This is a genomic window from Pseudomonas sp. S3_B08, assembly GCF_054667725.1.
Genome location: NZ_CP162750.1, coordinates 3293870 through 3305934, shown reverse-complemented (window position 1 = coordinate 3305934; position 12065 = coordinate 3293870). Strand labels below are relative to the sequence as shown.

Genomic DNA, 12065 nt, shown 5'->3' with positions numbered 1-12065 from the left:
ATACTGTCCAGCGCGGTTGTAAACATTTTTTTCAAGGAAAATCGGTCAATGGAATTCACCAGCGGCTTCTTGCTGAGCCTTTCGCTGTGCCTGGATATCGGCGTAGCCAACATCGCGATGATCACCCTGGCCATGCAGCGCGGCTACTTTCAGGGCTTCGCTCTGGGCCTGGGCACCTGCGTCGGCGACCTGATTTACGCGGTGCTGGCCTTGGCCGGCATGACCGTTTTGCTGCAATACGAAACCGTGCGCTGGGTCCTGTGGATTGGCGGTTCGGCGCTGCTGATCTACTTCGCGGCGAAGATGATTTATTCGGCGATCCACCACGAAGCGTTGCTGGCGGAAACGGCGGAAGTGGGGCAGAACTCCCATCGCAAGGAATTCTTTCGCGGCATCTTCCTCGCGATGTCGTCGCCGAGTGCGATTCTCTGGTTTGCTGCGGTCGGCGGCACATTGATTGCGCGATCCGGTGGCGGTGGTCCGTTGAGTTCGGCGCTGTTTTTGGGCGGCTTTCTCTGCGCCGGGCTGCTGTGGTCGGCCGGTCTGTGCTTCGCGGCAAGCCACGGCGGCAAACTGCTGGGCGACAAGCTGCTGCGCTACTCCTATCTGGCATCGGCGGCGATCTTCTGCTATTTCGCGGTCTACGTGATCGTTTCCGGGTACAACGAGTTTGTCGGCTCGGGCGCCGTCGAGCAGTTGCATGCGCTGTAAACGTGCGAAACGGATCGGGCTTTCTATACTCCCAGCCGAACCCACTTTTGCGTTCTGAGGAGTCGCGTCATGGATGAACAACCACGCGTCGAATTGGCTGGGCCGCGCTTCGAACACGGGCAATTTCTGTTGATTGCCGGTTTCGGTGGGCGATTCACTCAGCAAACCACCGAAAACATTCCAGCGTTGTGGGAAAAACTGATTCCGCACTTGGGAAAAATCCCGGCGCAAGTCAATGAAGTGACCTACGGCGTTTGCTGCAACGCGGACGGCGAGGGCGGTTTCGAATACATCGCCGGAGTGCAGATCGATAAGCTCGACGACCTGCCGGAAAAGTACCGCTGGGTTGAAATCCAGCCGCAGAAATATGCGGTGTTCGAGCACAAGGGGTCACTGGCGCAACTCCCTGACACCTTCCAGTACATCTGGAACACTTGGCTGCCGCAGTCCGCTTACGAAGCGGCGGATGCCCCGGAATTCGAGCGCTATAGCGAGGATTTCAATCCGAAGCTCAATACCGGCACCCTGGAAATCTGGCTGCCGATCAAGGCTTGAGCGGTGTAACAATCGAGGCGGAGCATGTCCGCCCCGGTGGTTCTGCTTTATGCTGGCGGGCCTTGTTTCCACAGATTCCCGAGTTGCCATGAACACCGTGATCCGCAACGTCAGCGCCGCCGACCTTGACCGCTGCTACGCCATCGAAACCGACGCCTATGAAGGCGACGAAGCTGCTACCCGCGAAAAGATCGCCACGCGCATCGCCACCTGGCCGGACGGCTTCATCGTCGCCGAGGTGGACGGCGTGGTCGCCGGTTTCATCAATTCCGGCGCGGCGTTCGACGTGCAGATGTCCGACGAGGCCTTCAAGGAGCTGATCGGCCACGACCCGAAAGGGCCGAACGTGGTGATCATGTCGGTGGTGGTGCACCCGGATTACCAAGGGCAGGGCCTGGCCAAGCGCCTGCTCGGCGAATTCATCGAGCGCATGCGTGGGATGGACAAAGCGACAATTCATCTGATGTGCAAAGAGCAACACATTGCGTTGTACGCCGGGTTTGGCTTTGCTTACATCAAACCGTCGGAGTCCGACCACGGCGGCATGGCGTGGCACGAGATGATCCTGACCCTCTGAAGCCAACACCTATCGAAACTGCCTGATCGTTCCCACGCTCCGCGTGGTAATGCAGCCGGGGACGCTCCGCGTCCCAAAAGCGTGACGCAGAGCGTCACAAAGAGGCGTTCCCACGCGGAGCGTGGGAACGATCAGGGGATACTCAGAAGAACAGCCCCATCCGCCGCTCGTAACCGATCCGGCCCTTGTACGCTTCGCCGCTGTCGACATAGCCATGCTTGGCGTACAGCGCAATCGCCGCCTCGTTATCAGCGTCCACCGACAATTCCAGTCCTTTGATTTCCGGCCACGCTTCACGGGCGACAGCGGGCAGCGCTTGCAGGCAGGCCTTGCCATAACCCATGCCCTGTGCACGGCGATCGACCTGCAAGGCATGCAACGTGGCGCTGTGTTCGTCGGCCCAGTCGGGCAACACCGGCGGGCGCTTGAGCAGCAGAAACGCTACCGGTACGTCGTCCGCCAGCAGGGCAAAACCCTTTACGCCGGGGCCGGGTTTCGACAGCAGGGTGTGCAAGGCACCGTGGATGTCGCCGGAGAATTTGATCTGCTCGGGGTGGATTTCAATGGCCTCGACTTGCTGACGCTGTAAAGGGCTGAGGCTGTCGTAAGGCACGAGTTGGGCTGACACGGGAATTTCCTTTTTCCTACAAAGAGTGAGCCTCGGATTCTAGCGAGATTGTCGTCGGCGAAATTTTTTTGTTTGCCCTGTCGATCCGCGCATTGGGCAAACGACTAAGGGTGTCTTCACAACAAAAACCACGGAGAACACCATGAGCGCACAAAGCGAGATCCAGACTCTGATCAACACCTATCGCGAAGCGGTAATGGCCAAGGACGTCGAGAAAGTCATGGCCCTGTACGCCGACGACATCGTCTCGTTCGATGCGATCAAGGCCCTGCAATTCAAAGGCAAAGCGGCGTACCGCGCGCACTGGGTCGAGTGCATGGAAATGTGCCCCGGCCCGCACATCTTCGAGTTCCACGAAATCGCCATCGAAAGTGCCGACAACATCGCTTTCGCCCATTGGGTAGCCAACTGCGGCGGCACCAATGACAAAGGCGAAACCCAGAGTTGCTGGATGCGTGTCACCGCCTGTTACCGGCAAATCGGCGGGGCGTGGAAGATTGCCCACGAACACTGGTCGGCACCGTTCGATCCGATGAGCGGCGCGACGCTGTTCGATGTAACCCCCTGATCTTCAGCCATAGTTGATCCGTTCGAATCAGGAGATCGCCATGAAATACCTATGCCTGGTCTACAGCGATGAACGCCTGCTGCACACCTCGCCCGACAGCCCGGAGGACGCCGAATGCTGGGCCTACGCCGAGTCGATTCAGGGTAGCGGGCGGATGATCGCCGCCGAAGCGCTGGAGTCGGTAGAGACCGCCACCACGGTACGGATGCGTAACGGCAAGTTGTCGATCACTGATGGGCCTTTCGCTGAAACCAAGGAGCAATTGGCCGGTTTCTACCTGATCGATGCCAAGGATCTCAACGAAGCGATTCAGGTCGCCGGCAATATTCCGGCAGCGCGGGTCGGCAGCGTTGAAGTGCGTCCGGTGCGGCAGTTGAATGTCTGACGTCAGGGCGCGGGTGGAGCAGGTCTACCGCGAGGATTCGCGGCGGATTCTGGCCACGCTGATCCGCCTGCTCGGTGATTTCGACCTCGCCGAAGAAGCCTTGCACGAGGCGTTCTTCGTCGCGGTCGAGCGCTGGCAGCGCGACGGCGTGCCGGACAACCCGCGCACCTGGCTGGTCTCGACCGGACGTTTCAAAGCCATCGATGTGCTGCGCCGGCGCGCCCGGTTCAAGGCGTCGCAACCGTTGCTGCTGGCACAACTCGATGAGCTGGAACAGGCTGACTGGAGTGGCGAAGACGTGGAAGACGATCGCTTGCGGCTGATCTTCACCTGCTGCCACCCGGCACTGGCGGCGGATGCGCAGGTGCCGCTGACCTTGCGCGAAGTCTGCGACCTCACCACCGAGGAAATCGCCCGTGCTTTTCTCTCGGCGCCGGCGGCGATTGCCCAGCGTATCGTCCGCGCCAAAGCCAAGATCCGCGACGCGAAAATCCCTTATCAAGTACCCACGCTGAACGAATTGCCCGAGCGCCTCGACAGCGTGTTGCGGGTGATTTATCTGGTGTTCAACGAGGGTTATTCGGCATCGGTCGGCACTGAGCTGACCCGCGAGGACCTGACGCGCGAAGCGATTCGCCTCGGGCGCTTGTTGATGGAGTTGCTGCCTGAGCCGGAAGTCATGGGTCTGCTGGCGCTGATGCTGCTGCATGAATCACGCCGGCCGGCACGAACCTCGCCGAGCGGTGAACTGGTATTGCTCGACGATCAGGATCGCTCGCTGTGGGATGCCGGGTTGATGGCCGAAGGCTGCGCGCTGGTCGAAAGCGCGCTGAGCACGCGGCGTTTCGGGCCATATTGTCTGCAAGCGGCGATTGCAGCGGTGCATGCGGAAGCGCCGTCAGCGGCGCAAACGGACTGGCAGCAGATTGTCGGTCTGTACGACGTGTTGCTGCGCGCGGTGCCGTCGCCGGTGATCGAGCTGAACCGCGCGGTGGCGGTGGCCAAGCGGGATGGGGCGTTGGCCGGGTTGTTGTTGGTTGAAGGGATTTTGGCGCGTGGGGAGTTGCAGGATTACCACTTGGCGCATTCGGCGCGGGCGGAGTTTTGCCGGCAATTGGGCCGAGTGGAGCAGGCGCGGGCGGCGTATCAGCGGGCGCTGGAGCTGACGCGGCAGGAGCCGGAGCGGCGGTTTATCGAGGGGCGACTGAGGGACCTGGGTTGATCTGGAAGCTGCGTCGGTGCGGCTGGCCCTTTCGCGAGCAGGCTCGCTCCCACAGGTGAGCGCATTTCAAGTGTGGGAGCGAGCCTGCTCGCGAATGGCAGCACCGCTTATTCGAGCATCTTGCTGAGCAACCAGCTCCCCGCCGGCCCCGGCGGATACAAGCGCGACCACAAGGCGTCGACAAACACCGGTTTCGGCCAGCCGCGCACGTCGAGCTCTATCAGCAAGTCATTGGCATAGCGCTGTACCAGCCACCTCGGCAACGGTGCCCAGCCAAAGCCTTTTTCCGCCATTTCCAGCAGCATCAGATAACTCGGCGCCGACCACACCCGGCCTTTGCCACGACTGTCATACGGATTGACGATGGTCGCCAGGCGCAGCTCGCGATGTTGCTCGAGAATCTGCTGATCGACATGCTCAAGCTTCGCCAACGCATGCTCGCGGCTGACGAACAAGGCAATCTCCGTGCGCTCGGCCACCGTCGAGGTCACAAGGTCCGGCGGGTAGCTGTCCTGCATTTCCGCGAAGGCCAGATGCGCCCGGCCACGCTGGACCAGTTCGATCAGGTCTTCGCATTCGGCAATCAGGCACTCCAGCTCAAGCTCCGGATAACGCTGCTCGAAACCCACCAGTGCCGCCTCGAAACGATACGACTGATAAGTGTCGGAAATCGCCACGGTCAGCTTCGGCTCGATGCCCTGCGCTAATTGCCGCGCGCTCATTTCCAGACGACTGGTGGCGGCCAGAATCGCCTCGGCTTTTTGCAGCATGACGTGGCCGGCGGGGGTGAGCGTGGGCTTGCGGCTGCTGCGGTCAAACAGCTGCAGATCCAGATCGATCTCCAGACTGGCGACTGCCGCGCTGATGGTCGACTGACTGCGGCCCAACTTGCGCGCCGCCGCTGAGAACGAGCCTTGCGTCGCTGCCTGGACGAATGCCAACAGCACTTCCTGCGAAGCCATGAACTATCGCCTTGATCGATGGTTATTGGTTTTGAAGTATCGGTATTCAGTTGGATCATGGCAACCATCGTCAAACAAGGAGTCAGGCCATGACCGCCCACAAGTCGCTCACCGAACGTGTTTTCCAGGCTGTTGGTTTCGAGTTTCTTGCCATCCTCATCTGCACACCGCTGCTCGCTTGGATCATGCAAAAACCGCTGCTCGACATGGGCGCGGTCACCGTGCTGATTGCGATATTGGCACTGGCGTGGAACGTGGTGTTCAACCGTTTTTTCGACCGTGCTCTGGCGCGGATGAATCTGGCGCACAACGCCTGGGTCCGTGTAGTGCATGCGCTGTTGTTCGAAGGTGGACTGATCGTGATGGGCGTGCCGCTGATAGCCTGGTGGCTGTCGGTCAGCCTGTGGCAGGCGTTGTTGCTCGACATTGGCGTGCTGCTGTTCTTCCTGCCGTACACCTACGTCTACCACTGGGGTTATGACGTCCTGCGCGAGCGCTTCATGACCCGCCGCGCATGTGAAAGCTGAGGTAAACCTGTGGTGAGGGGATAAATTCCCTCACCACAAAGGTGAGTCATCGGGCACAAAGTCAGAGAAACATGCCGCCAGACGCCTCGACCCGCTGACCGTTGATCCACTGTCCGCCCTCCGACAGCAGCAGCGCCAGCGCACCGCCAATATCATCCGGCAGCCCCACACGACCCAGCGCAGTGTTGCTGGCAACCATCGCGTTGACCGCGCTGTTATCGCGCACCGTGCCACCGCCGAAGTCGGTTTCAATCGCACCCGGCGCCAGGATATTCACGCCAATCTGCCGCGCCCCAAGCTCTTTCGCCTGATATCGCGTCAGCACTTCCATCGCACCTTTCATCGCCGCATAGGCGCCGTACCCCGGCAGGCTGAAGCGGGTCAGGCCGCTGGAGATATTGACGATGCGCCCACCGTCGTTGATCAGCGGTAGCAGTTGCTGAGTCAGGAAGAACGGTCCTTTCAACTGCACGTTCATCAGCAGATCGAACTGCTCCGGGGTGGTTTCGCTGAACAGCGCATGCACGCCGACCCCGGCATTGTTGATCAGGAAATCAAAGCGCTGGCGCTGAAAAGTCTGTTCCAGTGCTTGTTCAACCTGCTCGGCAAACGCAGCGAAGTTTTCGCTGTGGCCGACGTCCAGTTGCAGCATCGCCGCTTTCGCGCCGAGCGCCTGCAATTCAGTGACCAGCGCCTGGGCCTCGTCGGCGCGGCTGTTGTAGGTGCCAATGATGTCGATGCCTTGCGCGGCGAGGTGCAGGGCGGCGCTGCGGCCCAGGCCACGGCTGGCGCCGGTGATCAGTGCGATTTTGCGATTCATGCGGACTTCCTCGATTGCGTTGAGTGTGGATGGAAGAAGTTTATTTATCCGCCCTGAGGTGATAAACACGGCAAAAGCGGAATCACTGATCGGCTCAGCCGAACAATCACCGGGGTTTGTCATGAACAAACTGGAACTGCTGCGCACCTTCGTCCGGGTCAGCGAACTGTCGAGTTTCACTCTCGCCGGTGAAAGCCTCGGCCTGCCGCGCTCCACGGTGTCCGAACAGGTGCAGGCGCTCGAAGCCTTGCTCGGCACGCGGCTGTTGCAGCGAACCACGCGCAAAGTGCAGGCCACCCAGGACGGCATGGTGTTGTATGAGCGCAGCAAGGGTCTGCTCTCGCACATGGATGAAATCGAGGGGCTGTTTCGTCAGGACGAGGCTTCGCTGACCGGGTGCATCCGCGTCGATATGCCGAACATCCTCGCGCGGCGCTTGATCATGCCGCGCCTGCCGGAATTCATGGATCGCCACCCGAATCTGCAGATGGAAATCAGCAGCACCGACCGCCGTGTCGATCTGCTGAGCGAGGGTTTCGACTGCGTGTTACGCATCGGCGCGCAGCCGGATCAGTCGGTGGTCGCCCGGCATCTTGGCGACTTCCCGATGGTCAACTGCGCCAGTCCCGCTTATCTGCAACGTTACGGCGTGCCGCAGACCATCGAGGATCTGGCGCGGCATCGACTGGTGCATTACGTCGGCGTACTGGGCTCGCGTTCGGAAGGGTTTGTCTATGAGGAGGGTGGCGAAGTGCGGCGCGTGGCGATGGCCGGCAGTGTCACGGTCAACAGCACCGATGCCTATGAAGCGGCGTGCCTGGGCGGCTTCGGGCTGACCCAGGTGCCACGTACCGGCATGCAGCCGCATCTGGAAAATGGCGAACTGGTGACCGTACTGCCGCAACACACCGCACCGCCGATGGCGATTTCGTTGTTGCATGCGCGGCAACGGCATCTGCCGCTGCGGGTGCGGGTGTTTATGGATTGGCTCGGCGATGTCGTTCGTTCAACGCTCTGACGGATCACCTTCGATCGAACTGTGGGAGCGAGCCTGCTCGCGAAGAGGGCGTGTCAGTTGGCGCAGAGTTGTCTGACCCAGCGCTTTCGCGAGCAGGCTCGCTCCCACAGAGATTTGCGTAGGGTCAGAAGATTTGGGTGAACAACCAGTAGAGGCTACCCGAAAGCAAAATTGCCGCTGGCAGGGTCAGCACCCAGGCCATCAGCAGATTGCGGATCGTGCGCATCTGCAATCCGGCGCCATTGGCAACCATGGTCCCGGCCACGCCCGATGACAACACGTGGGTCGTCGACACCGGCAAACCGAACATGTCCGCCGCGCCGATGGTCAGCATCGCCACGGTTTCCGCCGAGGCACCCTGGGCGTACGTCAGGTGAGTCTTGCCGATCTTCTCGCCGACGGTCACGACAATGCGCTTCCAGCCGACCATGGTGCCGAGTCCCAAAGCGATGGCCACGGCGATTTTCACCCATAACGGAATGAACCGCGTGGCGTTGTCGATCTGCTGTTTGAACAGCTGCAGTTTGCTGCTGGTGTCGGCATCGAAGTGGCCGACCTTGTTCTTGTCCATCAGGCGGATGCTTTCGCTGGCCAGGTACATGTCGTTGCGCACGTTGCCCATGGCTTCGGCCGGGACTTTTGCCAGCGAGCCGTAGCCTCTGACTTCCTCACCGATGTGCCCGGTCAGGGCGGCGAGGGCGGGGATCAGTTGCGGCGTCGGTTCCTTGCTGCGTACGTAATCCGAAAGAACCGGACGCGGATCGGCAGGTGCCGGCATTGGGGCGTTTTTCACCAGCGCTTGCTGGGTGACTTGCGCCACGGCGGCGAATTGCAGCGATTGTTCTTCCGGCATGGTGCGGTTCAATGCGTAGGCCATCGGCAAGGTGCCGACCAGAATCAGCATGATCAGGCCCATGCCTTTCTGGCCGTCGTTGGAGCCGTGAGCGAATGACACACCGGTGCAGGTGGCGATGAGCAAACCGCGAATCCACCACGGCGGCGGGGCGTTGCCTTCGGGCGCCTTGTACAGCGCACGATTCTTGACGAACGCGCGCAACGCCAACAGCAACAGCGCCGCACAACCGAAGCCCACCAGCGGCGACAGCAGCAGCGCATAACCAATCTTGGTTGCCTGCGCCCAGTCGACACCGCTGGTGCCATCGCGGCCGTGCATCAAGGCATTGGCCACGCCGACGCCGATGATCGAACCGATCAACGTGTGCGAAGACGACGCCGGCAAGCCCAGCCACCAGGTGCCGAGGTTCCACAGGATCGCCGCGATCAGCAGAGCGAAAATCATCGAGAAGCCGGCAGACGAACCGACCTGCAGAATCAGCTCCACCGGCAACAGCGCGATGATGCCGAACGCCACCGCACCGCTGGACAGCAGCACGCCGAGGAAATTGAAGAAGCCCGACCAGACCACCGCGACATTCGGCGGCAACGAATGGGTGTAGATCACCGTCGCGACGGCATTGGCGGTGTCGTGGAAACCGTTGACGAACTCGAAACCCAGCGCGATCAACAACGCCACGCCGAGCAGCAGAAACGGCGTCCAGGTGGTGACCACCGTGCCGAGTTCTTGCATGTCGTGCATCAGGCTGTAGGCGGTAAACAGCATGCCCATGGCCAGTACGGCGAAGAAGATTACATAGGTGAACGGACCGGGCTTTTTGTCGAGCGCCGGCCTGCCGCTGGCGGCGGATGCAGGTCTGGCGGTCAATGAGGGCGTAGCCATGGCGGACAATCCTGAGCGAGGGAAGGAACGTCGCCCATGATCGTTGCAGAATGTTACAGAGAGGCTGCTTCAGGTCAGTGTTTGGGCGTTCAAGCCCGCCGCTGATCCGAAGGCTGAAGAAGAAACCTGTGGGAGCGAGCCTGCTCGCGAAAGCGCCATGTCATTCAACATTGATTTATCTGACACACCGACTTCGCGAGCAGGCTCGCTCCCACAGGGAGGGCTGTGTTGTGTGTGGGATTTGCGCTCAATAATCCCCGCGCTTGCGAAACGCCCAACGCCCGGCAATCACGGTGAACGTCGCCACCAACGCGACCAGCACCCAAAATCCGTGCGGGTCCTGGGACAGCGGCACACCGCCGACATTCATCCCAAAAAAACCGGCAATGATGTTGATCGGCAAGGCCAGCACCGTCACCACCGTCAGGGTGAACAGCGTGCGATTGCTTTGTTCGTTGAGGTTGGCGGCGATCTCTTCCTGCAGCAATTTGATCCGCTCGCCGAGGGCGGTGAGGTCGTTGATGATCAGCGCAAACTCCTCGGTGGATTTGCGCAACTCCTTGACGTCCTCCTTCTGCAACCATGGCGGCGGACGGTTGAGCAGGCGCAGCAACGACCCCGGTTCCAACGCCAGCAGCCGTTGCAGTCGCACCAGCACGCGACGGTTGGCGCCAAGTTCGGCGCGGTTGGTCGACAGGCGTGAAGACAACAATTCGTCTTCGACCTGATCGACACTCAGGCTGGTCTTGCGCACGATCTGCGTCAGCACCTCACCTTGATCGCGCAGCAGATGCACGAGCAATTCCGAGGGCGAGCGAAAGCACTCGCCGGCCTTTACCGACGAGCGCAATTTATCTACCGAATGCAGCGGTTGCAGGCGCGCGCTGACGATCAGTTTGCTGCGCACGCAGACCCACAGCGTCGACACGTCGGAGGAGACCATGCTGCTGAGGTTGAACACCACATCGTTGACCACCGCCAGCAGCGCCGAATCGACATGCTCGATGCGTGTCGAACGCGAACCTTCGTGCAACGCCTCGAAAAATTCCTCGGGCAATTGCAGATGACTTTTCATCCAGCGCTCGCACGCGGCATGGGCCAGGTTCAGGTGCAGCCAGAGGAATTCGCCACTGTCGCTGTCGTCCTGCAAACAGCGCAAAGCCGTCGCCGAATCGATCTCGCGACCGCGCTCCCCGGGCAGAAAACGAAAGCCGTAGAGCAAGCCAAACAGGTCCGGGTCGCGATGGCTGATATCGAGGCTGTGGTTCATGGCGGCTCGCTGCGAGGAGGGTGTCTGGGGCAGGATTTTCAGGTTCACCGGAGCGGCATCATCGCAAGCTCACATGACCGTTTTGTGACAGCAAAATGACGGCAAATCAAAGCGTTACCGGCTGTCGGAAGTTTCTCAAGGATGGCTCTGGCGCGCCGATCTCAGGTGAGTTAGGTTGCGCGCCATTGGCCTATGGCCATGGTACGTCGACAGGGAAGTCCGGCCATTTTTCACGTCCGCTCGGGCGTGCCTCATCCCTGCTTCGAGTACCTTGCAATGCTGCAAAAATCCCTGAGAGCGCAAATTCTCGCCCTGTTGAGCGGCAGTCTGTTGGCGATGCTGTTGATCGCGCTGGCCTGCTTTCATTTCCTCTCCAACGGCGTGCAGAGCTACAGCCAGCTGATCGCCGGCCCGCTGCACACCTCGCAACTGATCGATGAAGCCAACCTGCAATTCAAAGTGCAGGTGCAAGAGTGGAAAAACGTCTTGCTGCGCGGCAAGCAACCGGCGGATCTGGCGAAATACTGGAGCCAGTTCGAAGAGCGTCAGCGCGACGTGCAGAACATTCTCGGCGAACTGGCCGGCCAAAAAGGCGTTGAGGCGAGTCTCAAATCACGTATCGAGCGCTTGCGCGACGAGCATCGCCAGTTGGGTACTGCCTACCAGAAAGGCCGCGATGCCTACGTGGCTGCCGGCGGTGATCCGAGCGCCGGCGACGCAGCTGTCAAAGGCGTTGATCGCGCCACCAGCGAGCAGATGAGCGCACTGGTTGCCGAACTGCGCGAGCAGGGCACCGCGCAGTCGGCATTGATCAGCGCCAGCGCTGACCGCACCGTGTGGCTGGGGCTGTTGGTGATGCTCGCGTCAGGCTTGTTGATCGGTCTGCTGAGCCTGTGGCTGGTCAGCCGCAACCTGATCGAGCCGATCCGCAACCTCATCGATTACGTCACCCGCTTGAGTCGTGGCCAGTTGGCTGAACGTGTTGTCAGCGAGCGTCGCGATGAGCTGGGCAACCTCGCCGCCGCAGCTAACACTCTGCGCGATTTTCTGGCGGACACCTTCACTCGCTTGCAACGCAGCGCCG

13 protein-coding genes and 1 pseudogene are annotated in these 12065 nt (G+C 60.8%); 9 read left to right on the top strand and 5 right to left on the bottom strand.

Translation table 11 applies throughout. The features are described 5' to 3' along the window. Positions 1-48: 48 nt before the first annotated feature. The 3 genes from AB4N73_RS14965 (at position 49) to AB4N73_RS14955 (ending at position 1843) form a co-directional block, all read left to right on the top strand. On the top strand, positions 49-711 hold the full coding sequence (locus AB4N73_RS14965) for a LysE family translocator (RefSeq protein ID WP_041479200.1): 663 nt from the start codon (positions 49-51) through the stop codon (positions 709-711). Positions 712-780: 69 nt separating this feature from the next. Further along, positions 781-1266: a GyrI-like domain-containing protein gene (locus AB4N73_RS14960; RefSeq protein WP_150741965.1), complete on the top strand. Its 486-nt coding sequence runs from the start codon at positions 781-783 to the stop codon at positions 1264-1266. Positions 1267-1354: 88 nt separating this feature from the next. Further along, positions 1355-1843, top strand: coding sequence for a GNAT family N-acetyltransferase (locus AB4N73_RS14955; RefSeq protein ID WP_041479202.1), 489 nt, complete (start codon positions 1355-1357; stop codon positions 1841-1843). Between the two features lie 142 nt (positions 1844-1985). Here AB4N73_RS14955 and AB4N73_RS14950 read toward each other — a convergent pair whose 3' ends face one another. Beyond that, the gene (locus AB4N73_RS14950) at positions 1986-2471 is read right to left on the bottom strand and encodes a GNAT family N-acetyltransferase (RefSeq protein WP_056788001.1); all 486 of its coding nucleotides are present in this window, start codon (positions 2469-2471) and stop codon (positions 1986-1988) included. A gap of 142 nt (positions 2472-2613) precedes the next feature. Between AB4N73_RS14950 and AB4N73_RS14945 the strand changes: the two genes are divergently transcribed. The 3 genes from AB4N73_RS14945 to AB4N73_RS14935 are packed head-to-tail and all read left to right on the top strand — an operon-like array spanning position 2614 to position 4646. Next, complete coding sequence (locus tag AB4N73_RS14945) at positions 2614-3039, top strand: YybH family protein (RefSeq protein WP_236168344.1); 426 nt, start codon at positions 2614-2616, stop codon at positions 3037-3039. A gap of 40 nt (positions 3040-3079) precedes the next feature. After that, positions 3080-3424, top strand: coding sequence for a YciI family protein (locus AB4N73_RS14940; protein ID WP_024014039.1), 345 nt, complete (start codon positions 3080-3082; stop codon positions 3422-3424). Continuing rightward, positions 3417-4646 (top strand): RNA polymerase sigma factor, encoded by a 1230-nt coding sequence (locus AB4N73_RS14935; RefSeq protein ID WP_256808967.1) that lies wholly within the window; start codon positions 3417-3419, stop codon positions 4644-4646. The genes AB4N73_RS14940 and AB4N73_RS14935 overlap by 8 nt, the downstream gene beginning before the upstream one ends. A 107-nt stretch (positions 4647-4753) precedes the next feature. On the opposite strand, the gene AB4N73_RS14930 is transcribed toward AB4N73_RS14935, so the two are convergent. After that, positions 4754-5608: a LysR family transcriptional regulator gene (locus AB4N73_RS14930; RefSeq protein ID WP_236168346.1), complete on the bottom strand. Its 855-nt coding sequence runs from the start codon at positions 5606-5608 to the stop codon at positions 4754-4756. A gap of 89 nt (positions 5609-5697) precedes the next feature. Between AB4N73_RS14930 and AB4N73_RS14925 the strand changes: the two genes are divergently transcribed. Further along, on the top strand, positions 5698-6135 hold the full coding sequence (locus tag AB4N73_RS14925) for a multidrug/biocide efflux PACE transporter (protein ID WP_460142248.1): 438 nt from the start codon (positions 5698-5700) through the stop codon (positions 6133-6135). 61 nt (positions 6136-6196) lie between these two features. Here the strand turns inward: AB4N73_RS14925 and AB4N73_RS14920 are convergent, their stop codons facing one another. Further along, entirely contained in the window at positions 6197-6955 is a 759-nt protein-coding gene (locus AB4N73_RS14920; protein ID WP_460064882.1) for an SDR family NAD(P)-dependent oxidoreductase, read from the bottom strand. A 121-nt stretch (positions 6956-7076) separates the two neighbouring features. Between AB4N73_RS14920 and AB4N73_RS14915 the strand changes: the two genes are divergently transcribed. Then, positions 7077-7973 (top strand): LysR family transcriptional regulator, encoded by an 897-nt coding sequence (locus AB4N73_RS14915; RefSeq protein ID WP_460142247.1) that lies wholly within the window; start codon positions 7077-7079, stop codon positions 7971-7973. 124 nt (positions 7974-8097) lie between these two features. Here AB4N73_RS14915 and AB4N73_RS14910 read toward each other — a convergent pair whose 3' ends face one another. Together AB4N73_RS14910 and AB4N73_RS14905 are read right to left on the bottom strand one after the other, a co-directional pair. Then, complete coding sequence (locus tag AB4N73_RS14910; RefSeq protein WP_150741973.1) at positions 8098-9711, bottom strand: inorganic phosphate transporter; 1614 nt, start codon at positions 9709-9711, stop codon at positions 8098-8100. 247 nt (positions 9712-9958) lie between these two features. Continuing rightward, positions 9959-10981, bottom strand: a complete 1023-nt coding sequence (locus AB4N73_RS14905) for a transporter (protein WP_039758494.1) — start codon at positions 10979-10981, stop codon at positions 9959-9961. A gap of 192 nt (positions 10982-11173) precedes the next feature. Here AB4N73_RS14905 and AB4N73_RS14900 point away from each other — a divergent pair. Next, positions 11174-11995: pseudogene (locus AB4N73_RS14900) on the top strand (methyl-accepting chemotaxis protein); the annotation flags it as partial. Positions 11996-12065: the final 70 nt, after the last annotated feature.

Excerpts from the sequence above, each read along its gene's own strand:
- AB4N73_RS14930 (WP_236168346.1), bottom strand. The coding sequence starts at position 5,608 with ATGGCTTCGCAGGAAGTGCTGTTGGCATTCGTCCAGGCAGCGACGCAA.
- AB4N73_RS14920 (WP_460064882.1), bottom strand. The coding sequence starts at position 6,955 with ATGAATCGCAAAATCGCACTGATCACCGGCGCCAGCCGTGGCCTGGGC.
- AB4N73_RS14955 (WP_041479202.1), top strand. The coding sequence starts at position 1,355 with ATGAACACCGTGATCCGCAACGTCAGCGCCGCCGACCTTGACCGCTGC.
- AB4N73_RS14960 (WP_150741965.1), top strand. The coding sequence starts at position 781 with ATGGATGAACAACCACGCGTCGAATTGGCTGGGCCGCGCTTCGAACAC.
- AB4N73_RS14940 (WP_024014039.1), top strand. The coding sequence starts at position 3,080 with ATGAAATACCTATGCCTGGTCTACAGCGATGAACGCCTGCTGCACACC.
- AB4N73_RS14915 (WP_460142247.1), top strand. The coding sequence starts at position 7,077 with ATGAACAAACTGGAACTGCTGCGCACCTTCGTCCGGGTCAGCGAACTG.
- AB4N73_RS14905 (WP_039758494.1), bottom strand. The coding sequence starts at position 10,981 with ATGAACCACAGCCTCGATATCAGCCATCGCGACCCGGACCTGTTTGGC.
- AB4N73_RS14935 (WP_256808967.1), top strand. The coding sequence starts at position 3,417 with ATGTCTGACGTCAGGGCGCGGGTGGAGCAGGTCTACCGCGAGGATTCG.
- AB4N73_RS14925 (WP_460142248.1), top strand. The coding sequence starts at position 5,698 with ATGACCGCCCACAAGTCGCTCACCGAACGTGTTTTCCAGGCTGTTGGT.
- AB4N73_RS14965 (WP_041479200.1), top strand. The coding sequence starts at position 49 with ATGGAATTCACCAGCGGCTTCTTGCTGAGCCTTTCGCTGTGCCTGGAT.
- AB4N73_RS14910 (WP_150741973.1), bottom strand. The coding sequence starts at position 9,711 with ATGGCTACGCCCTCATTGACCGCCAGACCTGCATCCGCCGCCAGCGGC.
- AB4N73_RS14945 (WP_236168344.1), top strand. The coding sequence starts at position 2,614 with ATGAGCGCACAAAGCGAGATCCAGACTCTGATCAACACCTATCGCGAA.